Genomic DNA, 25,303 nt, shown 5'->3' with positions numbered 1-25,303 from the left:
TTGGTCATGCCTTCGCGCCATTTGTCGCGGGGTTTTAATAAAACCCACACATCTGTTTGATGCACACCCATCCAATCGTTTGCCAAATCGGAACGGCCCGTTTTAGGCACCACAGTTTTTATTTCCGGGATATTGGCCTTTAATTGCCCTCCTAGCCAATTCGCATTCTCCATTGATTCTTCGAGGGTAACAGAAGGCATGCGTACCTGCTCAACCAAAATGGAGCCCTCATCGAGTTCAGGTAAGAATTCAGTTCCCAATCTCGCCATAACCACCATTGAAAGTGCGAAAATTACGATTGCTGTGGTCAACACAACAACTTTACGTTCCAGGTAACGTTGCAAAAAATTATTGTATTTGGGCTTTAGCCATGCTATAATTCTGTTTTTTCTCGTTTTGACACCCTTTCGGAAAACAAGTGCAGAAATTGCAGGCACATAAACAATAGCCAATAAAAGGGAACCAAAAACAGCAGCAGCTACTGTAATGGCCATAGGCCGATAAAGAATTCCTTCCATACCACTAAAGGTCATTATGGGTACATATACCATAAGGATGATGAGTACCCCGAAAAATATGGGCCTTACAACCTGTTTAGCAGCCTTTTCAACAGTATCATTAATATCTTTGTCTTCTTTAGGTTTCTTCTGTCTTCGGGCAACTATGTTTTCAACCATTACTACAGAGCCATCTACCACCATACCAAAGTCAATGGCACCAAGACTCATAAGGTTGGCTGCCAGACCAAAATACTGCATCCCTATAAAAGCAAAGAGCATTGATAAGGGAATGACAAGCGCAACGATAATAGCTCCTGTAATTTCGCCAAGTAAAAGCAATAATACTGCTATTACCAAAAATCCACCTTCTATAAGGTTGGTAGAAATGGTTGAAGTAGTTCGTCCGATTAAATCAGACTGATCATAAAATTTCTCTATCTCTACACCCTCAGGCAAACTTTTATTGACAGTAGTTATCCGCTCTTCGATATTGGAAATTACCTTGCGTCCATTACCACCACGAAGCATCATAATAATGCCCGTTACCACTTCGCCTTCTCCATCTTTGGTTACTCCGCCCTGACGTATTTGTTTCCCTAGTTCCACCCGGGCAATATCGCGTATGTAAACCGGTTTATTTTTAATGCGGTCTACAATTATATTTTGAATATCATCTGTCTGACTAATTTGTCCAAAACCTCTAACAATATATTGCTCACGATTATGTTCCAGGTAATTTCCTCCCGCTACACTGTTGTTATTCTCTATGGCATTGATGACATCTTTTAAACCAATACCATAATTCCGCAATTTGCCAGGTTGAATAATCACATCATATTGTTTCACAAAACCGCCGAATGAGTTTATCTCGGTTACCCCTTTAATGGTTTTAAGCTGGGGCGCAATTAACCAATCCTGCATTTCTCTGAGCTCGGTGAGTGAATGCTGATCACTTTTGACCACATACTGATAAATCTCTCCCATGGCAGTCGATATGGGTCCGAGTTTTGGTGATGAAACCCCTTGAGGCAACTCCCCTCTAATTGATTGAAGTCTCTGACTCACCATTTGACGGGCAAAGTAAATATCCGTGCCCTCGTCAAACTCAACAGTTACCGCAGATAATCCAAACTGAGAAATGGACCGGACTTCCTTAATATCAGGCAAACCATTCATAGCAGTTTCAATGGGATAACTAACCAGCTTCTCAACGTCGTAAGGCGAATAACGCCCTGCCTTGGTTATAACCAGAACCTGTACCGGAGTTACATCAGGCAATGAGTTAATAGGTATTTTCAGCAAAGCTGAAACACCACCTACAGCCATCAGTACAACAAGTGCCAGGGCTACAAACTTTTGTCTTACACTAAAATGAATTATACTATTGAACATATCGCGCGTTTTATCTTGTTTGACATTAAAAAATAAAAATGATCGTTATGCTATTCGGCAAATTTCTCATAACGCGATAATGCTTTGAGCGTGAATACCTGGCTTACCGCTATTTTTTCATTACCCTCTAGTCCTTTTTGCACCAATGCATACCGGTCACGCAACTCAGATATTTGCAGATATCGTTTTTCATAAAGGCTTTTGCTGTGCTTCACAAACACCACGGGCTCATTTCCATCATAAGTAACTGCATCCATCGGTATCATAATGACCTCGGCCGGGGTGGTTGTTTCAATTTCGATACGCACGCTTGTACCGGGCAATGGCCAATTACCATTATTACGGATCGGAATATTAGCCACAATAGAGCGGCTTCCTTCATCAAGGCCCGGATTTATACTTGCAACTGTGCCTTCAATAAACTTTTCCCGATTCTGGCGCCGCATGATGTTGGTCTGGTCACCCTTTTTTACAAATTGACCATCTTCCGGGCTCAGATAAGCCTTTACCATAACCCTTCCCGGATTAATTATTCGCTCCAATTTCTCATAAGCATTAACGGCTTCTCCCTGCTCAATTTGGCGCTGATCAATGGTGCCGCTAATTGGAGCATAAATATTGAGCAAAGGCTTAATTTTTTTATTTGGTTTCAGGTTATCAATATCGCGGTCTGCTACGCCAATAGCCTTCAACTTTGAATAAGCAGCATTCACTGATGCTGAAGCCCTTTGGTAATCAGCCCGGGCCTTCTCCAGGTCGCTTTCCGAATTAATATCTTTCTCAACAAGTTGTTTCATGCGATCCAACCTGCTTTGTTGGTAAGTTTCTTCCGATTTAGCCTGAACATATTCTGCCACAAGCGATCCGTAGGTAAGACTTTCCATTTGCAATATTATACTACCTTTCTGAACATAATCTCCTTCAAAAGCAAGAATTTTTGCTACTCTTCCTTCTATAGGAGCACTAATGATACTTACATCTTTAGGGTGTGGCTCTGTCATTCCGGGTGCAATGACCTTATAATTTTTTACATCACTTGTCACATCCACCGTTTTAATTTTCAGCTCCTTAACCTCTTTGTCAGACAACTCGATCATCTGTTTTTGGGCAGAATCTGATACCAGAGATGGTGGTGTTCCAATCTCTTCATTTTCAACTTTTACACCTTTTTCATCATCACATGACGTTGCTAAAATTAACATTGATATTATCCCGATGAAGAATCCCGATTTATTCATGGTTCTGTTTTTTCTGATTAATAAACAATTTCTTTATTCATATACTTTTCAAGCTCTATAAGTTGTAAATAATAATCTTGTAAAACTTTAAGGTAGTTTTTCCTTGTATCAAGATAGAGTTGTTGTGCATTAAGCAAATTAAGCAAATCAATTTCACCAAGCTTATAAGCCTCGAGTGTCAATGATCTTAATTTATCTGATTTAATAGCAATAATCTCCTTAAAGCGCTCAAGGTTTTGCTTTGAGGCTTCGTAATTATGCCATGCATGCTCTATTTGCATCTTCATATTCAGCAATACTTCTTTTTGTTTCCATTGAAATTCCTCAAGTTTTGCTAAAGCTTGTTGTGTTTTAACATGCTGGTTAATCGTGAACCATAAAGGTATACTCAGGCCTACTTCAAAACCGGTAAAATCGTATCCATCTCCATAATCCTGTTGGTATAAGCTAAAGCTGATATCTGGCAAATAGCCACTTTTTGCGGCTTTAACACCATATTCAGCTGCTCTTTGTTTTTCTACGTAAGATGTGTAATTAGGATGTTTTGAAGTAAACTCAAGTGCTGCATCCTGATCAATGACATCATTTTTTGTTCTAAGTGTATCGTCAAAAGCTATTGTATACTTTTGATCATCTTCCCCCAACCCCATCACATTGAAGAGCTCGTAACGGGCCTGGTGCAATATCCTTTCGGCATAATCTATATCATTTTTTGCTTTGGCCAGTTGAATTTCAGCCTTTAATTGATCCATGCCTGTGCCAGCACCTGCTTCCGCACGACTTTGAACTGCATCATTGAGGTTTTTAGCCAGGGTAAATTGTTCGCCGGTCAATTTTTGGTAATAAATTGCATACAAAAGGTCTACGTAAAGCCTCTTTACATTTGCCGTAAGGTTGCGTTTAAATGCCAGAAACTGCATTTCCAAAACCCTGTATTCTCCCTTCGACTTTTTAACCTTATATATACTTTTGAGCGGAAAATCTACTGATTGTGATATGGCAATTCTTTGTTCATCGAAAGCAGGAGTGGTATTATCGTTAATACCTTCCTTAAAATAGGTTAGTTCCGGGTTTTCGATTCCATAAGCGAGTTTACGCTCTTGTTTTTTGGCCTTAAGCCGGGCCTCCCATTGTTTAAGCGCAGGGTTATTTTTTAACGAGGTCTCTACAGCACGTTCCAGTGAAATTTTATTATTCTGGGATTGAAGTGACGTGGCCTGAATAAATATCAGCAGAATAATAAACTGAGCTATACGGTTCATAAATTTTTGTTTTTAAACACATTTGATAGCCCAATAACAAAAACACAACAAAATTGTTTTAGCGATAAAACACTAAAAAACAATGCTATAAAAATCTTTTATTAGTTATATTTAAGGTTCGCGATCTGGAAGCGTGATAATGAATGTACTACCTTTGCCTGGGTCGCTCTGTATTTCAATAGTACCTCCATTCATTTCAACAAAATCTTTTGATAAGATTAAACCCAAACCCGTTCCCCGCTCTTTATCGGTTCCAAGTGTCGAAAAATGTGTTTCGGCATGAAACAATTTATTTTGCATTTCAGGTTTTATCCCAATGCCCGAATCTTGTACAAAGAACTTTACAAATCCCTTTGCTTCCTCGAAATAGAGATTAATTTCTCCACCAGACGGCGTATACTTCAATGCATTAAACAAAAGATTACGCGCAACCGTCTTAATCATATGTTCGTCGAAATAGGCATAAATGGGTTCATCGTAAATCAGATTTACCTTAATCTTTTTTCTTTCGGCCAATGGCAATAAAAGTTCGGTCATCTCTTCAACTACCGAAGTAATATCGTCAAAATCGGGATAGTATTTTATGCGACCCTGCTGTTGGCGCGCCCAATCAAGCAGATTTTCAAGTAAATTATATGAATTCTGGGCACTGCGTTGTAGTTTGCTCACATAGTTTAGCAACGTGGTTTTATCTGAGGTAGCAATATTTTGCATGATTATATTGGTCATATTTACAAAATTTCCGAACGGACTTCGTAAATCGTGACCAATAATACTAAAGAATTTGTCTTTTGTTGCATTGAGGGATTTAAGCTGATCGCGCTGCTTTTCAATTTGCATCTCTGCATTTTTGAGCGCTGTAATATCGCTATCAATTGCTATGATTTGTACAATATTTCCATCATCATCGCGAATCGGAGTCAGTGTCGTTTGTGCCCAAATTTTATTTCCATCCCGGGTGGTATTTTGCGACTCATAAGTTATTGAGCTCCTGTGCTCGGGCCAGTTTCCAATGTATTGCCTTATTCTTTCATTGGAACTCATATTAAAAACATTGCCTCGTTTTTGTCTTAAATCCTCCAGCGTATAACCATAAAGTCTTGTAAAACCCTCATTCACCCACAAAAGGGCACCTTCTTTGTCGGTTAAAATCACGGCATTATCTGTTTCACGTGCTATAATCGAAAGCCGCTGAAGCTCCTGGTTTTTTTCTGCCAGTTCTTTGCTTTTGCGCTCCAACTCCTCTTTTTGAAAACGCACTTCTTCTTCGGCATTTTTTAACTGGGTAATATTTGTATCGATGGCTATAAACTGTTCCGGCTCACCCTCATCTCTAAACACAGGAGTAAGTGTGGTGTGAATCCACAAACCATCGTGATCTTTTGATAGCGTAAAATATTCATATTGCACCGACTTCTTTTTAGCAAGGGCTTCTTCATAAGCTTTTTTAATATGTGGATATTCGCTGTTTTCGAATAAAAAGTTACCTCTTTCGGCTGTAAAATCTTCACAAGTATAACCATAAAGCTTCTCGAATGCTTCGTTACAATAGTCGAGCTTACCATCTTTATTGAAAATAGCTACAGCATTTCCGGCCTTTTCAGCTACAATTGATAGCTCTTTTAGTTTTTTATTGTTCTCCTTCAATATATCGGCAACCTGCATTACTTCTTCATTTTTGTCTAAAAGTTGTTGCGTGCGCTCCTGAATTACGTTTTCAAGCTTTTCTTTCGACTTTCTGAGTTGCTTGGTTCTGTAACGTATGGCTAAAAACATTATAACGCCCCACAACAAAACATATAAAATGTATGCATAAGTAGTACGATAAACAGGAGGATTAATGGTTAGTTCGAGTAAGCGGCGCTTAACCGTTTCGCCAAAAGTATTTCTGGCGCGTGCATAAAGGGTGTATTTTCCGGGGGGTAAATTAGTATAACTTTTCTTGAATTGCTGGTTCCAGGGTTCGTAGTGCTTATCGAAACCTTTTAAGAAAAAACTAATTTCATTGCCTGCATAATTATAATAATAAGGTATACTTACAACCACTGAAATACTATTATGCTCAAATTCCAGTTCTTGCTTCACAGGTTGTTTTTGCTTATAAATATCCAACCAGCTACCACTACCAAACTTTATTGCACTGAAATAAATTGAGAAATTTCGAGATAGTGTGCGCTTTTCGTGAAAAAGGTAATGATACAATCCATGCTCAGACCCTATCCAAATTTGATTACTATCAATCCAGGCAGCATGCGTGACACTATAGGGAAGCCGCATAAGTGTTGTACTATCGACACTCATCCCTTTTTGAGTGGTATAATAAAATGTTTTTTCACTTATTCTGTTAAAGTGTTCAATGTTTGCACTATCCAATTGTTCATCAGTCAATTTGAAAGGTTTAAATTGACTGAGAGCAGCATCATACGTATAAAGCTGCGGATAAGAAGAATAGAGTAGTTGATTGTCTGTTTGTTGAAACTGCAGCCCTCTCAGTGAATTAAGTCCGTTGGCTGTATCTTTTAAACTGAGTACCGGAGCTACTTCGTGATCAATTAGTTCTTTTAACTGTATCTTATCAAGCTTATAAAAACCCTTATAGTTGGCAGCTATCCATAAACTGCCATCTGAATCTTTAGCAAGATCCCGAACTTGCTGTCTTATGGACCTAAATTCATGAACCAATTTCCACTTCTCGCCATCCTTTTTCAATAAGATCAAACCTGTTCTGGTTCCAACAAACATGTAATCAGGGTACTCCGGATAGATGTACAATTTATAAATATCTGGATACTCGAATATCTGGACGGCATTTGATTCTTCAACCTTAAAAATACCTGCCGCAGTAGCTACAAATAATTTAGAAGTGGGCCCGTCTTTTATTTCAAGCATATTCCAGGCTTGCATATTGATATTACGAACCTTCTGAAATTTTCTTTCATGCATTGGCACTTCGGGATTGACCCAATACAAACCAAATCCTGTAGCGACATAGATTTTATTACCGAATTTCTCTATAGCTGATACTGTACCCTTTACTCCTGAACTATAATCGTAATGCGTTACTGGCAATCCTAACTCTATAAGACTTAATCCCATATCCTGCGCCAGCCAAACAGCTCCGTTTTGTGTGCAGGTAAAGTCATAAATAGCATCGGTTAATAGTTGATTGTCGGTATTAAAATGGTATTTCAGTTTTCCCTCAAAGTCAACAATAAACAAACCTGCGTGGGTAGTAGCAATTCCAATTAAATTCGGACATACAGGTTTAGCCTGGTAAACAGTGCTCACTTTTAGCAATTCATCTACAGAAGTCCTAAATTTCTCTATGCTTTGAATACGTGAAAGGGCCTCATCGAATTTAATCCTGAAAAGGCCATGAAACTTGGTTGCCACAATATGTGAATTACCTTGCTTAAATATCGCATGTACCTGCCGCTGTTCAAAAAATTTACTATTTTCAATTTTATTGAGTTTTCCGTTCGCATACCGAAACAAACCTCCACCAATTTCCTGTACAATACACTGATTTGCCACCTTAAATGCGAGGTAAAAATATTGATGATCGCCCGAAAGCAAATCAACAGACCCCTTATGATAAATAAAAACATAATTGTCTGTTAGAAACAATGTCGTGTCACCGCATGTAATAGTACTCCAAACATCAGTGAATTCAACATCCTGTCCAACACTATCTAATAAAGAACGATATACCTGATTCCTGGTTGTATCGCGCGCAACATACCCAAAATCGCCAATAGAGCCTGCGTAAAGGGTACCATCATCGGCAAAACTCAATGACCTGATTGTGCTACGGTGGGGTGTTTGTATTAAATCCCATTGATGACCATTAAATGTCATTAATCCATCCTTATTGGCAATCCACACCACATTATTTGAATCGGTTTTAATAGCCCAGTTTTGTGTTTGTCCGGGATAATCGGTGGGTAAAAAATTATGCACAAACAAATTACCCTGGCCAAAACCTGGATTTATTAAGCTAATAAACAAACAAAAAAGGTATATTCTATACATCAAATGAGCCGGTTCAATTTATTTTGCACATCTTCTTTGTAGTTCCGTCCGACCGGAAGCTCCTTTTCACCTACATCAATTAAAGATGATGTAAATGATTGTATTTTATCGATTGCAACAATTATAGAACGATGAATTCGCATAAAGCGGTCAGAAGGTAATTTTGATTCAAAGTCTGATAAATGTTGGTGGGTAATTACTTTCTTTTGTGTTGTGACTATGCGTACATAATCGCGCAGGCTTTCGATATAAATAATGTTGCTCATATCTATTCTGACCATACGCTTATTTTCATTTACATAAAAATAATTTTCATTAAGTTCAATAGGTTTTTCTTCTGCCCTGATTTTACCAACAGCTTTTAAAAACCGCTCAAAAGTAACAGGTTTTAAAATAAAGTCGTCAACATCCAGGTCAAAGCCTTCCACTGCGTAGTCTTTATTTGCAGAACAGATAATGACATGAGGTTTATGAGCTACTGTTTTCAAAAAATCTATTCCGCTTAAGCCGGGCATCTCAATGTCCAGGAAAACGAGATCGATCTCTTCCTGTGTAATAACTTCATGAGCATCAATGGCGTTTTCACAACTTGCTTTCAATTCCAGATAAGGTACTTTGCTTATATAACTTGCCATTACCTCACGTGCGACCTCTTCGTCATCTACTATCAAGCAATTTAACTTGGTATCTGTCATTGGCTTAGGTATCTTTTACGTAAAAATAATAATTATCCGACAACACAGGAAGAAAACATTATACAAAGATATCGTATTTATGAATTGAACTGGATAAAAACGCGAGTAGATAACTATTTTTTGGTATTTCAAAAATTGTTTGTACTTTTAATGTTGAGTAACAAACGGGTAGTAGCTTTTTCATAAGCGGAAGAAGGGCTGTTCCAATCATGGAGCAGCCTTATTTTTTTGCATAAAAAAGGCCGGAAATCCGGCCTAATATTCAAATCGTTTAAACTTTTCAGACAATGGTTACCCATCCATGTGGGTCTGGTTTATCACCGTATTGTATTGCACGAAGTTCATCATATAATTTCTGACTTGTGGGTCCAACATTGCCATCTTTCGAATACACATATTCCTTACCTGATTGTCTGTCGACAATTTTACCAATTGGAGATATAACAGCAGCTGTTCCACAGGCACCACACTCTTCGAATGTTTCGAGTTCTTCCACTGGTATTGGTCTGCGTTCTGCTTTTAGTCCCATATCCTCGGCCAATTGAATGAGGCTCTTATTGGTTATGGAAGGTAAAATAGATGAAGACTTGGGTGTAACATAGGTATTGTTTTTTATACCAAAAAAGTTGGCTGGACCACATTCATCTACATATTTTTTTTCTTTGGCATCTAGATAAAGTGCCGCTGCATAACCTTCGTCATGTGCGCGCTCGCCTGATTTCAATGATGCGGCATAATTACCACCAACTTTTAAAGTACCTGTACCTAAAGGTGCAGCACGATCTGCATCACGAACAATTTGTACATTTACAGGCTTGAATCCTTCTTTAAAATATGGTCCGACAGGCATTACAAAAATGGCAAAAGTATATTCATTGGATGGTTTTACGCCAACCTGTGCACCTGAACCAAAAAGTATCGGCCGAATATAAAGGGCTGCTTCGGTTTCGCGAGGTGGTACATAATCTTTATTCAATTCAATTACTTTAAAAAGCATTTTTTTGAATAAATCTTCAGGCACTTTTGCCATCATTATGCCTTCTGACGAATTGGTCAAACGCTTAAAGTTTTCTTCCCAACGAAATACTCTAACCTGACCGTCGTTTCCACGAAAAGCTTTCATTCCCTCAAAAGCCTGCTGCCCATAGTGTAAGCCTGAGGCAGCCATGTTTACTTCCAATGTATCTTTATCGCTTACCTCAACATCACTCCACTTACCATCTTTGAAGTAGGCGCGTACATTGTAATCAGTTTTATAATATCCGAATCCTAATTTACTCCAATCTATATTTTTCATAATAACAATAGTTAAGTTGTTTACACTCGTCACAAATGTAAACAATTCAACCGAAATTTACAATGAAAGACTTGTGTTACGCAATATAAATTAGTAACATACTAAATGAAGCTGGAATACTTCGACAAGTCTGCTCTTGGAGGAATGCACATCACGGGAATATCAAAGGATTCATGACTTTTACCACTAATCCATTTTAAATAATATTTTGCGGTCATCATAACCATATCAGCTTCAATTATGCCGGCAAAATTAAAAATGGCTGTCTTGAAAGCCTCTTTCTTCTTAGCGGTTTTCACACCATAAATGATATTCTGCTTATCGAGCATTTTCTTGGTGAAATATACATTATTTGCGAGATCCTTTTTCCTGAATTCATCTGTTAAGTAGGGTTTCATCAGGTTAATATTGCACTGGTAGTAATTTGACATGTAAATAATCCAGGCAAGGGACTCCCGATACCTGCGGTCATCATCAATCGGAACTACAATTTCTTTATAATAATCGTGAGATGGTGGGGTTTCCACAATGATGAAAGGTATAAAGGCACCTTTTAATATCCGAAGAAAATCTCTTACACTTAATGTATTTTTATTGCCTTGCACAGCTCTAAACATAACCATGAGGTTAGCATTTACTGTGTGAATAATTTCCTGGGCAATTTGTTTGGCTTTTCCTTGTCTTACAAAAGCTCTACATTCAAGATCAAACTCTTTACTGATCTCTTCGGCCCTGGCCGTCAATTCAGATTCTATTTTTTTAAGCTCGTCTTCTTTGTGCTTCTTGCTAAAGCCTCCAAAAATTCCGCCTTTGATATTGTTTATATACAAAAGTGCAATACCGTTGTTAACAACTTTGGCTAGCTGTACAGCGTGCTTAAGTGCAATTTCTGAACCTTCAGAAAAATCCCAGGGTATAACAATGTATTTCTTTTTTGGACTCATAGAATTGGGCATTTCAATGGGTAAATCTACGAAATTTTTTCAATATAACTATTTTTTTAATTGTTTCCGAATGTTTTCCAACTGCTTTTTTTTGTTAACATCACGTAATCTTTTAGCAGTGTCGGTAAAGTATTGATGTGATTCAATAAATTTTATTTGTATTTGATTCCATTTATCATAGTCGTCTTCTATGAATTTATGCTCCACAAGCTCTCTGAACAGGGTCTCTGACACAGGTATGAAGTCAGCCCGGCCAAGGTAATCCAAATCAGCATCACAAATGATCATTTCAAGTTTATTTTTCGGTTTTGGGGGCAACTTTGTAGCATAGATCAAATCGGATATTGCCTCAATTTGCTCCTCGCTGTAATGGAAACGTGGCAAAATCTCTCTTGCTATTTGTATGCCCAACAATTCATGGTCTTTATACCCCCGGGTAAAACCGGTGTCATGGAATAAAGCAGCTGTTTTTAATAACAGCATATCGCGTTCGCTTATCTTTTCTTGCCTGCCAATAAGCTCTACTTGAGTAACCACATCAATGGTGTGTTTCAAATTATGATATGCCAAATTATCCGGTAATTGACGTTCGAGCAAGTCCATTACCTCCTCTTCCAGGTCATCAAATCGAATAAAAGCAAGCTTTATATAAAAATCTTCGTTTGGAATAAATCCCTGCTTATTAACCGAAAGATTAGGTCGAAAGCCTTCGATAAAATACATATCTACATCGCCACGATATTTTACGGGCATTTTTCCATGATAATTGCAAATAAAATAATCGCGTATGAGTTCGTATGTATTGCCGCTAATGTTAGTTTTTCCTATTTCGCCCGATGATTCCATGCGACTTGCAATATTCACTGTTTCGCCCCAAATATCGAACGATTGCTTTTTAAGTCCCTCTTTGCCTGCAAAAACGGGCCCGGTATGTATGCCAATTCTTAACCCCCAAATCCTGTTTTCAGAGTCAGGGTATTTTGATTTTAATCCGTCAATATATTGCTGCATCTCAAGAGCCGCAAGCACAACTTCAATAGGATTGGTACGGTTCTTTTTTGGAATACCACCGGCACACATATATGTATCGCCAACTGTCTTTATTTTCTGAATATTATATTTTTTAACAGTCTGATCAAACTTATAAAAGAATTTGTCCAGGTCATCGACAAGCTTATCAGGGTTATCTTTCGATGTCAATTTACTAAACCCTGACACATCGGAAAACAGCACGGTAACCATTTTGTACCGCTTCGATTTTCCCTGTACTTTAAGTTCTTCCACTTCCTCTTTTGGCAAGCGCTCTGCTAACTTGGCCTCATACGACTGCCGCTGCTCTATCATGCGTTCGGTAGTTTTTTGCAGGCGCAACTCCAAATCTAAACGCTCTACAGAAAACCGATATTTAAAGTATCGCACAATAAGCCAAATGAGACTTAATAAAAACAACAAAGCACTAATCCAAAACCAGATAGACAACACACGTTGCTGCTTCACAATTAATCTTGCTTCTTCTATTTTCCCATCAGCGTGCTTTATGTATAATATATGATCGGCATTAACAGCAGAATAAAAACCTGCCATATTGGAACCGTTTTGTTGCCACTGGCTATCTTTATGAAAACGGTACTGGGCATTTTCCGGTATTTGAACTTTAATCCAAAGACTGTCGGTTTTTACAATTTTTACATTTTTTGAATAATGGTTTTCAATCAACACCTTGTATTTATTGGAGGCTTGCAAGGTTAATACAGAAAACAACAGGAGAAATATGGAGGTAAGTCTTATTTTCACTTTTTTGTGATGAATTTAACGGTAAGATTACTAAATCCCAAATTTATTTAAGCTTCGATGAAAATTATTAGGCATCAAACACAAAAAACTAAAAAAAAGGGTCATGAAAAGCATTTCATGACCCCTTTAACCAACAAATTATATTATGGAATTATCCTATTGCAGCTATTCCTGGCAATTTTTTGCCTTCAATATACTCGAGCATAGCTCCTCCACCAGTTGACACATAACTCACTTCGTTTGCAAGCCCTGATTTATTAAGCGCCGAAACGGAGTCACCACCACCAACAAGTGAATATAATCCTTTGTCTGTAGCATCGGCAATCATTTGAGCAATACCGAATGTACCACGGGCAAATTTTTCCATTTCGAATACTCCAACCGGCCCATTCCACAGAATAGTTTTTGATTTGGAGATGATATCACCTAAACGCGTGAGTGTTTCTGGTCCTATATCCATTCCCATCCAACCAGCTTCAATAGCATCAGCCGGAGTAACCTGTGTATTAGCATCAGCTTTAAAGGCATCGCCGTTCACTGAATCGACAGGTAAAATAATTTCGGTATCGTTTTTAGCGGCAGCTTCCATCACTTTTTTGGCGGTATCAATATACTCTTCTTCTACCATTGAATCGCCCACCTTGCCGCCTTGAGCTTTGATAAAAGTGTAAGCCATTGCGCCTCCAATAACGAGCTTATCGACCTTTTTAAGCAATTGCTCAATGACAATAATTTTACTTGAAACTTTTGCACCACCAATAATAGCGGTATAACCTTTTTTAGGAGCATTTAAGGCTTTATCCAGATGCTGGATCTCGTTGGTCATTACTTTTCCAAACATTTTATTCGGACCAAAAAGTGCTGCGATAATAGAAGTTGATGCATGAGCACGGTGTGCAGTAGCAAAAGCATCATTCACATATACATCTGCTCCTTCGGCGAGTTTTTTTGCAAACTCAGCATCGCCATTTTTCTCTTCCGGATAAAATCGCAGGTTCTCCAGTAAAAGAATTTCTCCTGGGGCCAGGTCTTTTTTAGCTTTCACGGCTTCATCACCGATACAGTCCGACACAAAAATCACATCTTTACCTGTAATTTTTTCAAGTGCAGGAACTAGGTGTTTCAAAGAATACTTTTCTTCTGCCCCTTTCGGACGGCCAAGGTGAGACATCAATATTACACTGCCTCCACCTTTTAGAACCTCTTTAATTGTTGGCATCGTAGCTTTGATGCGGGTATCATCTGTCACTTCAAACTGATCGTTCAGTGGCACATTAAAATCGACCCTGATTAGGGCTTTTTTGTTCTTAAATTTATAAGCGGTAATGTCCTGCATAATTAATTAGGTTTATTATATGGGTTTTGATAATCAAATTTACAAAATTTCTAACTTTACCAACGCAAAATAAAATCTATTTGAGGTTAAAAATAATGCATAATCCATGCAGAAACAGCATGAAAAGAAGGTTTTTTTTACGCACACGTTTTCGGAAAACAAAAAAAAGTTTTTATGAAGTTTAGTGAAGTACTGGGACAACACAAGGTAAAAAAACAGTTAACCGGCATGTCAGCATCAGGCCGCATAAGTCACAACCTACTTTTTACAGGGCCCAAAGGGAGTGGCAAACTTCCGCTTGCAATGGCATATGCGCAATTTTTATTATGCGAAAATCCGACAGAGACTGATTCTTGCGGTGAATGCAGCTCATGCAAACGAATTTCAAATTTAGAGCACCCCGACTTACATCTCGTATACCCTGTCATTAAAAAGAAATCTACAGATAAGCCTAAAAGCGACGATTTTATAGAACTTTTCAGAGAACTTTTTAAGGCACAACCTTACTTTTCTTATATCGATTGGGTTGTAAAGCTCAATGCTGAAAACAAACAAGCCGGAATTTTTGTCAGCGAAAATGAGGCGCTTATCCATAAACTTAGCCTGAAAAGCTACGGTGGAAAATATAAAATTTTTATTTTCTGGATGATGGAAAAAGTAAATATGGAGACAGCAAACAAGTTGCTCAAAGCCCTTGAAGAACCGCCCGAGAAAACCATATTTCTATTAATCAGCGACCGCACAGAACTTATCTTACCCACAATCATCAGCCGTTCACAACTTATTCGCACACAAATATTACAAACTGACGAAATTGCAGAGGGCCTCCGTGCACAATTTAAAATGCCAGAAAATGAAGCGCAAAAGCTGGCTGTTTTTGCCGACGGAAGTTTTAACAAAGCCATTTCACTGGTTGCCAATAGTGATGAATTAGGAAAAAACCTGGACCGATTTATCGAATATTTCAGAATGAGCTACTCCTTCAACATTGAAAATATTAATAAAATAGTCAACGATTTTAAAACAATGTCGCGTGACAACATTGTAGAATTCCTGCAATATTGTCTGTTTTTGGTTCGCAACAACATGGCGCTGAACATGCAACTTGAGGATATGGTGCATTTGACCGAAGAAGAGCGAAAATTTTCGCAAAATTTTTCTAAAATGATCAATCCCAGTACGGCAAATCTGCTTTCACGTGAGCTTGAAGAAGCTATTTTCCATATTACCCGGAATGTCAACACAAAAATTGTGATGTTTGATCTGGCTATAAAAATCCACGAAAACCTAAAAAACAGCTCAAACTAATGGTTGACAAAAACAACTTTTAAATAGGAATTTAGCAAATAAACCGGCTTGTGCGTATTTATACAAGAAAAATGGCAATGAACTCTGCTAAAGCCATTAAAAATAGTATTTTTGTAAGTTAAGAATCGTATGCAGTTAAAAAAGCTGCAACTAAAATAGTTTGACATGAGTAGCAGAGTTGAAAACACATGTGGTTGTTACGAAAACAGAGCTCATGCCAACAGGGAGTGCTTATCAGGGTGTGGATCGAAATTAAATGTACATAATTGGATGTACAAAATGGTTCAACCCAGCGCCATTAACGAAGTAGTAGAGGTTCGTTTTAAAAATACAAGAAAAGGATTTTATAAAAACGTAAACCAACTCAACCTCAGGGTTGGCGATATAGTGGCAGTAGAAGCATCACCGGGGCATGACATTGGTGTAATAACCCTCACCGGAGAACTCGTAAGGGAACAGATGAAAAAGTATAAAGTTCCTGCCGGTGCCGAACTCAAAAAAGTATATCGCAAGGCCAAACAAGCCGATGTAGAGAAATGGGAAGAAGCCAAGGAGCTTGAGCATGAAACCATGATTGAATCGCGAAGAATTGCCCGCGATTTAAAATTAAACATGAAAATTGGTGATGTTGAATACCAGGGCGACCGCACAAAAGCAATTTTTTATTACATTGCTGAAGACCGGGTTGATTTTCGTCAGCTCATTAAGGTGCTCGCTGAAAGGTTTCGCATCAGGGTTGAGATGAAACAAATAGGCGCACGCCAGGAAGCCGGCCTCATCGGAGGTATTGGTTCATGTGGACGTGAGTTATGTTGCTCTACCTGGATTAGCGACTTTGTGTCGGTTACCACTAATGCAGCCAGGGTGCAACAACTTAGCCTGAACCCACAAAAACTGGCCGGGCAGTGCGGAAAGCTCAAATGCTGTCTTAACTACGAGCTTGACAGCTACATTGATGCTCAAAAAGATTTTCCACAAAGCGATAAGGAGATTAAATCAAAGCTGGGCACGGCTTACCACCAAAAAACAGACGTCTTCCGGCGCATTATGTATTATCAGGCCATCGCTGAAAATAGTTCAAAAATTATTGCTCTAACTCCTGAAAGGGTAAAAGAGATACTTCAGGCCAACAAAAAGGGCATTGTAGTAGAAACGTGGAAAGAACAAACCATCGACATCAATACGACCGGCAACAAGGCAGAACTTGACTACACAAATTCAGTAGGAACCGAGAGCCTGACCCGATTTGACAGCAATAAAAAGAAGAACCCTAAACGACGTAAGAAACGTCGAAATCCCAGAAGAAATGAAAAACGTTAGTTTGCTTTTATTTGTGATGCTGTTTGCATTTATTGGGTGTGACAGGGACAGTGTTTTTGATCAATACAGCGGCATGCCCAAAGAACAATGGCACATGGATTCACTTAAAAATTTCCAGTTCAACATTGACGATTCTTTGGCCATATACAGTATGTATCTCAACATTCGCAATACCGGCGAATACGATTTTTCAAACCTGATCATATTTGCAGACACTGACCTACCCGGAAATCAGCACATTAGAGATACCATAAATTGCATATTAGCCGATGACAAAGGCGAATGGTTAGGATCCGGTTTCGGAAGTATCTGGACAAACAAAATTCCTTACAAAACCAGGGTTCGTTTTCCCAGAACAGGAAAATACGAACTAACCCTGCAACACGGTATGCGCAAAGAAAAACTGGAAGGAATAACAGACATAGGGGTGCGAATTGAAAAACTGAATTAAAGGTGGGGAAAAATAAGCTGGCCAAATTCGAAGAGAACAAAACTTTTACTCATGTAATTGAACCCTCATTGGATACATACCTTAAAAAAGATCATGAGCTAAAAGGAAAATGGCATAAAGAAATATTCGGGAACAACAATCCACTTGTTTTGGAGTTGGGTTGTGGCAAAGGGGAATATGCGGTAAATCTGGCAAAAAAACATCCTGAAAAAAACTTTCTGGGCATTGATATAAAAGGAGCAAGGATTTGGAAGGGTGCGAAAATCAGTGACCAGGAACAGATAAAAAATGTCTATTTCCTGAGAACAAGAATTGAGTTCCTCGACCATTTTTTTGCAACAAATGAAGTATCTGAAATCTGGATTACTTTTCCCGATCCACAAAGAAAAAAGAGAAGAAGAAAAAAACGAATGACCCACACCTCTTTTTTAAGCATGTACCAAAAAATTATGAAAAACGAGGGAAAAATACACCTTAAAACCGATAGTATGTTTCTGTATCGCTATACAAAAAAGGTATTGGAAAGCAACAACTTAAAAATACTGGCAGATACAGGAAACCTCTACAAAAGCCCTATTTATAAGGACGAATTAACCATAAAAACGCATTACGAAGCACTATATTTAGAAGGCAACCCCACAATAACATATTTAAAATTTCAATTAAATAAAGAATCTCATTTAGCCGAACCAGCAACAGAAGATGAAGCATTTCTATGAAAAGGTATATGAAATTACACGGCAAGTGCCCGCGGGAAAAGTCACCACCTATGGACTAATAGCCCGTTCAATTGGCAGCCCCCAGTCAGCCAGAATGGTGGGTTGGGCATTAAATGCCAAAAAAGCATGGCTCGACGGTATACCTGCACACCGGGTTGTAAATCGTAAAGGGTTTCTAACCGGCAGCAAATACTTCCCGGGTAACAGCATGGTTGAATTATTAGAAAACGAAGGCATAGAAATTGATAACAATCAAATTATAGATTTAGATAAACACCTTTGGGATCCGTCCCAATTTTAAAATCAAGCTATTATGGCACTAACAACCAAACAAATTTTTACTGTTCTACGCACAGTAAAACATCCAAAAGAAAATAAAGACATCATATCACTGGGCATGGTCCAGGAACTGGAAATCGAAGGAAAAAAAGTAAACTTCACGCTGGTTTTTCCGATCGACACCGATCCCAATATCGAAACCATTAGAAAAGCTTGTGTTCAGGCTTTGGAAAAAGAGATTGGCGATATTGAGATACGAGGAAACATTAAAGTTAAAGCATTGAAAAAAGAGGAAGACCATTCAGCAATGGGCAAGGTGAAAAATATTATTGCTGTTGCTTCAGGTAAGGGAGGAGTAGGTAAATCAACCGTTGCCGTAAATCTGGCCGTTGCACTGGCCAATACAGGAGCCAAAGTAGCTTTACTTGATGCTGACATATATGGTCCATCAGTTCCCAAAATGCTCAATATTGAAAACGAAAGGCCACAGGTTATAAAAGAGAATGGTCAGGAAATGATCATCCCTATTGAAAAATATGGACTAAAGACCCTGTCAATTGGCTTTTTTGTTAATCCCGACGATGCCTTAATATGGCGTGGTGCCATGGCAACAAGTGCAATTAAACAGCTGTTGCTTCAGGCCAAATGGGGAGAAATTGATTATATGGTTGTGGACTTACCTCCTGGCACAGGCGATATTCATCTTACCATGGTGCAAACAGTGCCGCTGAACGGGGGTATAATGGTTTCCACACCGCAAGAAGTAGCCATTGCCGATGTTAAAAAAGCAATGAGCATGTTCCACCAAAAAACCATTAATGTGCCCGTGCTTGGCGTGGTTGAAAATATGGCCTGGTTTACTCCGGAAGAATTACCGGACAATAAGTATTATCTTTTCGGTAAAGATGGCGCCAAAAATTTCGCCAATGAACACGGACTTAGTTTACTCGGACAGATTCCAATTGTACAGGGTGTAATGGAAAGTGGCGAAAAAGGTGTACCAGCCGCGACCGATACAGACAGCATATTAGGTAAACAATTTTCGAAACTGGCAGAAAACGTAATTGAGGCTGTAAATATTCGTAATGATGAATTGCCTCCGACTGAACCCGTACAAATTACAAGAAAATAATTGTACTAATTTTACGTTCAGAACCACAAAACCAAAAGCTTTTGAAACGCAGAATTCGCAATATAGTTATTATAGCAGCACTCTTAGGAGGGCTGCTATATTCTTGTTCTACAGAGAAAAACACGGCCATCAGAAGAGCTTACCATAACCTCACAGCCTATTTTAATGCATTGTACAATGCACAAGACGCATTTAAATCAGGTGAAAACAGGTTAATGGATGAGCCCAACGACAATTATGCCAGGATGCTGAATATTTTCTACTATTCAAACGATGGTGCAGCAACAGTAGTAAACAGCGACATGGGCAGAGTGCAGGAAAAAGCCTCAAAAGTGGTAAAAAAACACTCCATTACTGCAAGACCAGAAAAAAGAAAGCGGAAAAACAGAGAGTTTAACGACTTACCCGAATATTGTAAACACGTAGACGATGCCTACCTGCTGAAAGGAAAAGCTGAACTTTATAAGCACGAATATTTTCAGGCCATAGAAACATTCCGTTTCATAATTAGGGAATACTCCATGATGCCCATTAAATATGACGGTCAATTATGGCTTACAAGAACCTATCTTGAAATGGATAAATTCGACCGGGCAAAAGAGCTCATCGAACTTATGCAGGGCGACAATCAATTCCCCAAAAGGCTGGACAAAGCATTATACCTGACAGTAGCAGAATATCACAAAAAACAATACGAATTTAAAGAAGCGGCCAAACAACTTGAAAAGGCCATACCGCTTGCCAAAGACAAAACTAAAAAATATCGTTATCATTACATCCTTGCTCAAATATACCAGGAACTGCAGAATAACGACAAAGCCAATGAAAACTATGCCATTGTAATGCGCAAAAACCCCATTTATGAAATGGTTTTTAATGCACGCATCAATATGGCACAATTATACCGAACCACACAAGGATCGGCAGAGGACCTCCAGAAAGAGCTGAAAAAAATGCTCAAAGATGACAAAAATAAAGAGTACCAGGATCAAATATATTTTGCACTGGGTTCGATCGAAGAAAATAAAAATAATATACCGGAAGCACTAAAATACTACAGGAAATCAGCAGCAGTATCGGTGCAAAACAATTACCAGAAAACAGAATCATACCTTGCTGTAGCCAATATATATTTTGAACAACCCGACTATAAAAATGCTCAAATGTACTATGATAGTGCAATGGGTTTCATTGATAAAAAACGTCGCAACTACGAAAAAATTTACAATAAATCTCAAAACCTCAACGAGCTTGTAACACACATTACAACTATCGAACATCAGGATAGCCTGCAACGGGTTGCTGCAATGAGCCAATCAGAACGGTCAGCCTTAATAGACCAAATTATTGAAGACCTTATTGAAGAAGAGAAACGCCAGATGGAAGAGGAACGTATGAACAGGCTGGCCATGCAAAACCAGCAGCAAGACACCCGTCAAAGGCAGGGAGGAGGATGGTATTTTTACAATCCAACAGCAGTGAGCATGGGAGAGAACTCTTTTAAACAAAAGTGGGGACAGAGAGAACTTGAAGATAATTGGCGCAGAAGCAACAAGAGCCAAATGACAAGCGACCCTATGGCTGAAAACACGCAGGGCGAAGACTCAACCAAAGTTACCGACAATAAAAAACGCAAATACTATCTGCAAAACTTACCACTTACAGATAGTGCTCTGGCCGTTTCAGATTCTTTAATACAACATGCTTATTATGAACTTGGCAATGTATATAGAGTTAAGCTGGAAGATTTGCCAAAGGCAACCAACACATACGAAGAATTATTGAGTCGATATCCCGGCTTTGAGAAAAATATTACGGTATATTACCGAATGTATAAAATGTATGATGAAATGCGGGAGCGCGAGGAGGCCGAAAGATACCGAAACATTATTATTCAACAATATCCGGAATCGCTCTATGCACGTTTAATGACCAACCCGGATTACATTAAAAAAATACAGGAAAAAGAGCAACAGGCAAAATTCTTTTACCGTACGACATGGCGCCTGTTTAAAAAAGGCGAGTACCAGCAGGTAATAAACAATTTCAGAAGGGCTGATACAGCATTTGCAAAACACCAGCTTTACAGCAAATTTGCACTGTTAAACACCATAGCAAAAGGTCGCATGGCCGACTCTGCCACTTTTGTTGCCTATCTTAATGATTATATAACTCAATTCCCCGCAGGCAACGAAACCCCGTATGCAAAAGACCTGGTGCGCTACATGACTACCGATCAGACCAAACCACAGGGTGTGGAAGAAAAAGAAGAAGAAAAAACCATTGCAGACAAAACCAAAAAAGAGGTGCAGGTGGACTTCAAAATGCAGGAACGCGTTCCCCACTATTATGTTAGCATTATAGATACGCGCATAGCCAGTGCAAACCTTGTGAAATTTAACATATCGAACTTTAATATCGATTATTACAGTATTCTCGACTTTAAAGTGAAGGATTTTGTTTTTTCTGCTGACTATCAGGCTATAACCGTAGAGCCGTTTACTACATGGTACAACGCCATGAACTACTACGAATCGATAAACTACATTAAAGAAGTATACGAGGATATCTCAAAGAAAAACTACATTCATTTTGTCATCTCAGAAGAGAATTACAAAAAGCTCTTCGAAACAAAGGCGGCCAGTCAATATATGGAATTTTTTCAGGAAAATTATGTAAAAAGGCGCGAGCAGGCTAGTGAATAAATAATATTTCAGACATTTTACGTTCTTAATAGAAAAACCATGCGCACAATTAAAATCCTTTGGGTCGATGATGAAATTGAATTACTAAAACCACATATCTTGTTTCTGGAAAAGAAAGGATATGAAGTTAACACAGCCAACAATGGCGAAGACGGTATAAAAACATTACAAGAAGAGGTGTTCGATATTGTTTTTCTGGACGAAAACATGCCGGGAATATCAGGACTAGAAACCCTGCAGCGCATGAAAGAACTGCGAAATGAGGTGCCCATAGTCATGATTACCAAAAGTGAGGAAGAGCAAATTATGGAAGAAGCCATAGGCAGCAAAATTCAGGACTACCTCATTAAACCTGTAAATCCAAATCAGATACTGCTCTCACTCAAGAAAAACATAGACCACACAAGACTTGTCAGCGAAAAAACCACTTCATCGTACCAATCAGCTTTCAGCCAAATTGGCATGCAAATAAATGATTGCCGCAACTTTCAGGATTGGGCGAAGGTATATGAAAAGATTGTATACTGGGAAACCGAGCTCCAGCAAAATGGCGTGGGAGGGATGGAAGAAGTGGTGCAAATGCAGAAATCTTCAGCCAATACAGAATTTTATAAGTTTATTAAAAAAAATTACCCTAATTGGTTTCATGGAGATGAGGACAGACCACTTATGGTGCACCAGGTGATGAAACAACGCGTTTTGCCATTGGCTGACAAAGAGAAAATACTGCTCATTGTAATAGATAATTTAAGGCTGGATCAATACCGGATGTTAAAGCCCCTGTTCTCCCAAATTTATGATATTGAGCATGAAGAAATAATTTCGAGTATACTGCCCACAGCAACACAATATGCCCGGAACGCCCTTTTTGCAGGCTTAATGCCTTCAGAAATTGAAAAACTATATCCCGATTTGTGGCTCAACGATGAAGAAGAAGGTGGAAAAAATCAACACGAAGAGGAGCTACTATCAAACACTTTAAGGCGCTTCGGCAAGGAATACAAATGGTTTTACGAAAAAATCATCAACCAGTCGCATGGTCAGAAAATATTAGAAAAAGCCAGTCGCATTCCAGAGCATCAGCTCTCCGTATTGGTCTACAATTTTGTCGACATGCTATCGCATGCCCGTACTGAAATGGATGTTATAAAAGAACTGGCCAATGATGAAGCTGCATACCGATCACTAACCATTTCGTGGTTCGAACATTCGAACCTCTACGAAGTACTCAAAATTGCCAGCGAAAAAGGCATTAAAGTAGTTATTACAACCGATCATGGTTCAGTGAGAATAAACAATCCGGTAAAAGTTATAGGCGATCGAAAAACCACCACAAACCTGCGCTATAAACATGGCCGTAACCTGAATTATAACCCAAAAGAGGTTTTTGAAGTAACCAAACCCAAAGATGTTTATTTGCCCACTCCTCATATCAGTTCAAAATTTATATTTGCAAAGGAGCAGGATTTTTTAGCCTATCCGAACAACTATAACCACTACGTTAAATATTATAAAGACACTTTTCAGCACGGAGGAGTATCCTTAGAAGAACTTTTGATACCGTTTGCCGTATTAAAACCTAAGGTATGAAAAAGGAGTTTCACATTGAAAATATAGATGATTTAAAAATTGCTGCCCGCGAATTACTCGAAAACACCAACGGCCAAACCATTTGGGCATTCTATGGAGAAATGGGAGCGGGCAAGACAACTTTCATAAAAGAAATTTGCCAGGCGCTTCAGGTAAAAGAACAGGTCGCAAGTCCTACTTTTAACCTCATTAATGAGTATGAGACCGCCAATGGCAAACTTCTCTATCATTTCGATTTCTATCGCCTAAACGATCTCGAAGAAGCCATGAATATTGGCACATTGGAGTATTTTGAATCAGGAGAACTCTGCTTGCTGGAGTGGCCTGAAAAAGTGGAACCAATTTTGCCGGAGAAAATAAGAAATATCTATATTCGAATAATCGATAAGGATCGAAGAAAAATTAAAATAACTGATAATGAGTGAATCGTCGCGCAGGCCATTCAAAGAACTTATAACCGAATTAATCGCACTTTATCATCAATTGCGAAAAGAGGGTGATTTTGATCATCCTGACATTGAGATTGATGGAAATGTAGATTTTCTGCTAAACCATTTTGACTCCATCCGTGACAATATGGACGAAGAAACCTTTGAAAACATGGGAGAACCAGTCAGAGATTTACTTGAAAACCTACTGACAGAATTGCGCCGGGAAGTAAAAAACAGACCCGACACCCCTCAGGAAAAACAGCCTGAAACCCAAACTGAAGAAAGTCCGCTTGACTCCATCGACAAAAAGCTACAGCAAAAAGATCTCACCACAGAAGAGATTAATAAACTACTTGATCAGCGATCGAAGCTTGCTTAATTGCCTGACTGCAGTTCACTAAAAAAACTCACCAACCACTCATAACACAATTTTTCAAGTTGCGGAGCAACACTCCTGGGCGGGCCGGCAATATTAAGCACTTCGACATCGTGTTTTAAAAGCCATTCTTTTAACTTTCGATCTTTTTCAGGATCCTCAATCGCCAATGGTAAAAGTGGTTTATTAAATTGGTTGGCAGCCTGTATTGTGAATTGCGTACCAGCGTCCTTAATCAAATCTTTTGAGCTTAACACCAACGTGGCATCGGCATCGCGCACATTCCATTCTGTGCGCTGCGAACGCGGCACATCAGGAGCCAACTCCCCTGATGACTCAGGTGTTGGCCAAAGTTTAAACTGCGTTTTTGTACCGGTTTCATCACTTTCATCGGGCGGGCACCATCCGCCATAAGGAAAATCAGCATCCACGGCAGCTTTTAGTGCGCCCTGATCAACGCCTGTTTGTCCGCCCGACAATATCTTCTTTACATGCTTCATAT

20 protein-coding genes are annotated in these 25,303 nt (G+C 38.9%); 10 read left to right on the top strand and 10 right to left on the bottom strand.

Annotated elements, in window-relative coordinates; translation table 11 throughout:
• The 9 genes from VJ937_RS00955 to VJ937_RS00915 all read right to left on the bottom strand — a co-directional run.
• Positions 1-1,892 (bottom strand): CusA/CzcA family heavy metal efflux RND transporter (locus VJ937_RS00955; protein ID WP_324065049.1); only part of this gene is annotated, 1,892 nt, incomplete at its 3' end.
• A 50-nt stretch (positions 1,893-1,942) separates the two neighbouring features.
• Positions 1,943-3,130, bottom strand: coding sequence for an efflux RND transporter periplasmic adaptor subunit (locus VJ937_RS00950; RefSeq protein ID WP_324065048.1), 1,188 nt, complete (start codon positions 3,128-3,130; stop codon positions 1,943-1,945).
• Between the two features lie 17 nt (positions 3,131-3,147).
• Entirely contained in the window at positions 3,148-4,392 is a 1,245-nt protein-coding gene (locus VJ937_RS00945; protein WP_324065047.1) for a TolC family protein, read from the bottom strand.
• Positions 4,393-4,503: 111 nt separating this feature from the next.
• On the bottom strand, positions 4,504-8,400 hold the full coding sequence (locus tag VJ937_RS00940) for a PAS domain S-box protein (RefSeq protein ID WP_324065046.1): 3,897 nt from the start codon (positions 8,398-8,400) through the stop codon (positions 4,504-4,506).
• Between the two features lie 23 nt (positions 8,401-8,423).
• The gene (locus tag VJ937_RS00935; RefSeq protein ID WP_324065045.1) at positions 8,424-9,119 is read right to left on the bottom strand and encodes a LytTR family DNA-binding domain-containing protein; all 696 of its coding nucleotides are present in this window, start codon (positions 9,117-9,119) and stop codon (positions 8,424-8,426) included.
• Between the two features lie 280 nt (positions 9,120-9,399).
• Positions 9,400-10,416, bottom strand: a complete 1,017-nt coding sequence (locus tag VJ937_RS00930; RefSeq protein ID WP_324065044.1) for a branched-chain amino acid aminotransferase — start codon at positions 10,414-10,416, stop codon at positions 9,400-9,402.
• Between the two features lie 101 nt (positions 10,417-10,517).
• Positions 10,518-11,360 carry a universal stress protein gene (locus VJ937_RS00925; protein WP_324065043.1) on the bottom strand — a complete coding sequence of 281 codons (843 nt, stop codon included), beginning with the start codon at positions 11,358-11,360 and terminating at the stop codon, positions 10,518-10,520.
• 48 nt (positions 11,361-11,408) lie between these two features.
• Positions 11,409-13,154, bottom strand: coding sequence for an adenylate/guanylate cyclase domain-containing protein (locus tag VJ937_RS00920; protein WP_324065042.1), 1,746 nt, complete (start codon positions 13,152-13,154; stop codon positions 11,409-11,411).
• A 151-nt stretch (positions 13,155-13,305) separates the two neighbouring features.
• Positions 13,306-14,490 (bottom strand): phosphoglycerate kinase, encoded by a 1,185-nt coding sequence (locus VJ937_RS00915; RefSeq protein ID WP_324065041.1) that lies wholly within the window; start codon positions 14,488-14,490, stop codon positions 13,306-13,308.
• 174 nt (positions 14,491-14,664) lie between these two features.
• Between VJ937_RS00915 and VJ937_RS00910 the strand changes: the two genes are divergently transcribed.
• The 10 genes from VJ937_RS00910 (at position 14,665) to VJ937_RS00865 (ending at position 24,804) form a co-directional block, all read left to right on the top strand.
• Positions 14,665-15,798 carry a DNA polymerase III subunit gene (locus VJ937_RS00910; RefSeq protein ID WP_324065040.1) on the top strand — a complete coding sequence of 378 codons (1,134 nt, stop codon included), beginning with the start codon at positions 14,665-14,667 and terminating at the stop codon, positions 15,796-15,798.
• Positions 15,799-15,963: 165 nt separating this feature from the next.
• Complete coding sequence (locus tag VJ937_RS00905; protein ID WP_324065039.1) at positions 15,964-17,118, top strand: regulatory iron-sulfur-containing complex subunit RicT; 1,155 nt, start codon at positions 15,964-15,966, stop codon at positions 17,116-17,118.
• Positions 17,105-17,569: a gliding motility lipoprotein GldH gene (locus tag VJ937_RS00900; protein ID WP_324065038.1), complete on the top strand. Its 465-nt coding sequence runs from the start codon at positions 17,105-17,107 to the stop codon at positions 17,567-17,569. The genes VJ937_RS00905 and VJ937_RS00900 overlap by 14 nt, the downstream gene beginning before the upstream one ends.
• Before the next feature lie 2 nt (positions 17,570-17,571).
• Positions 17,572-18,288, top strand: a complete 717-nt coding sequence (gene trmB / locus VJ937_RS00895; protein ID WP_324065037.1) for a tRNA (guanosine(46)-N7)-methyltransferase TrmB — start codon at positions 17,572-17,574, stop codon at positions 18,286-18,288.
• Entirely contained in the window at positions 18,272-18,589 is a 318-nt protein-coding gene (locus VJ937_RS00890) for an MGMT family protein (protein WP_324065036.1), read from the top strand. The genes trmB and VJ937_RS00890 overlap by 17 nt, the downstream gene beginning before the upstream one ends.
• 12 nt (positions 18,590-18,601) lie before the next feature.
• A complete protein-coding gene (locus tag VJ937_RS00885) occupies positions 18,602-19,699 on the top strand; it encodes an Mrp/NBP35 family ATP-binding protein (RefSeq protein WP_324065035.1) in 1,098 nt (365 codons plus the stop codon).
• Positions 19,700-19,740: 41 nt separating this feature from the next.
• Positions 19,741-22,404, top strand: coding sequence for a hypothetical protein (locus VJ937_RS00880; protein ID WP_324065034.1), 2,664 nt, complete (start codon positions 19,741-19,743; stop codon positions 22,402-22,404).
• 39 nt (positions 22,405-22,443) lie between these two features.
• Complete coding sequence (locus VJ937_RS00875; RefSeq protein ID WP_324065033.1) at positions 22,444-23,994, top strand: bifunctional response regulator/alkaline phosphatase family protein; 1,551 nt, start codon at positions 22,444-22,446, stop codon at positions 23,992-23,994.
• Positions 23,991-24,419: a tRNA (adenosine(37)-N6)-threonylcarbamoyltransferase complex ATPase subunit type 1 TsaE gene (gene tsaE / locus VJ937_RS00870; protein ID WP_324065032.1), complete on the top strand. Its 429-nt coding sequence runs from the start codon at positions 23,991-23,993 to the stop codon at positions 24,417-24,419. The genes VJ937_RS00875 and tsaE overlap by 4 nt, the downstream gene beginning before the upstream one ends.
• A complete protein-coding gene (locus tag VJ937_RS00865) occupies positions 24,412-24,804 on the top strand; it encodes a hypothetical protein (protein WP_324065031.1) in 393 nt (130 codons plus the stop codon). The genes tsaE and VJ937_RS00865 overlap by 8 nt, the downstream gene beginning before the upstream one ends.
• Here the strand turns inward: VJ937_RS00865 and VJ937_RS00860 are convergent.
• On the bottom strand, positions 24,801-25,301 hold the full coding sequence (locus tag VJ937_RS00860) for a YpsA SLOG family protein (protein WP_324065030.1): 501 nt from the start codon (positions 25,299-25,301) through the stop codon (positions 24,801-24,803). The two genes, VJ937_RS00865 and VJ937_RS00860, sit on opposite strands and share 4 nt — an antisense overlap.
• Between the last annotated feature and the right edge of the window lie 2 nt (positions 25,302-25,303).

This window comes from Salinivirga sp. (assembly GCF_035268865.1).
In the GTDB taxonomy this organism is placed as follows: Bacteria; Bacteroidota; Bacteroidia; order Bacteroidales; family Salinivirgaceae; genus Salinivirga.
Note: the sequence above shows the minus strand (reverse complement) of the source record. Positions and strands in the feature narration are given on the sequence as shown.

Bases quoted from the DNA above. Each gene is read 5' to 3' on its own strand.
- VJ937_RS00950 (WP_324065048.1), bottom strand. From the start codon at position 3,130: ATGAATAAATCGGGATTCTTCATCGGGATAATATCAATGTTAATTTTA.
- VJ937_RS00945 (WP_324065047.1), bottom strand. From the start codon at position 4,392: ATGAACCGTATAGCTCAGTTTATTATTCTGCTGATATTTATTCAGGCC.
- VJ937_RS00935 (WP_324065045.1), bottom strand. From the start codon at position 9,119: ATGACAGATACCAAGTTAAATTGCTTGATAGTAGATGACGAAGAGGTC.
- VJ937_RS00930 (WP_324065044.1), bottom strand. From the start codon at position 10,416: ATGAAAAATATAGATTGGAGTAAATTAGGATTCGGATATTATAAAACT.
- VJ937_RS00925 (WP_324065043.1), bottom strand. From the start codon at position 11,360: ATGAGTCCAAAAAAGAAATACATTGTTATACCCTGGGATTTTTCTGAA.
- VJ937_RS00915 (WP_324065041.1), bottom strand. From the start codon at position 14,490: ATGCAGGACATTACCGCTTATAAATTTAAGAACAAAAAAGCCCTAATC.
- VJ937_RS00910 (WP_324065040.1), top strand. From the start codon at position 14,665: ATGAAGTTTAGTGAAGTACTGGGACAACACAAGGTAAAAAAACAGTTA.
- VJ937_RS00905 (WP_324065039.1), top strand. From the start codon at position 15,964: ATGAGTAGCAGAGTTGAAAACACATGTGGTTGTTACGAAAACAGAGCT.
- VJ937_RS00900 (WP_324065038.1), top strand. From the start codon at position 17,105: ATGAAAAACGTTAGTTTGCTTTTATTTGTGATGCTGTTTGCATTTATT.
- VJ937_RS00890 (WP_324065036.1), top strand. From the start codon at position 18,272: ATGAAGCATTTCTATGAAAAGGTATATGAAATTACACGGCAAGTGCCC.
- VJ937_RS00885 (WP_324065035.1), top strand. From the start codon at position 18,602: ATGGCACTAACAACCAAACAAATTTTTACTGTTCTACGCACAGTAAAA.
- VJ937_RS00875 (WP_324065033.1), top strand. From the start codon at position 22,444: ATGCGCACAATTAAAATCCTTTGGGTCGATGATGAAATTGAATTACTA.
- tsaE (WP_324065032.1), top strand. From the start codon at position 23,991: ATGAAAAAGGAGTTTCACATTGAAAATATAGATGATTTAAAAATTGCT.
- VJ937_RS00865 (WP_324065031.1), top strand. From the start codon at position 24,412: ATGAGTGAATCGTCGCGCAGGCCATTCAAAGAACTTATAACCGAATTA.
- VJ937_RS00860 (WP_324065030.1), bottom strand. From the start codon at position 25,301: ATGAAGCATGTAAAGAAGATATTGTCGGGCGGACAAACAGGCGTTGAT.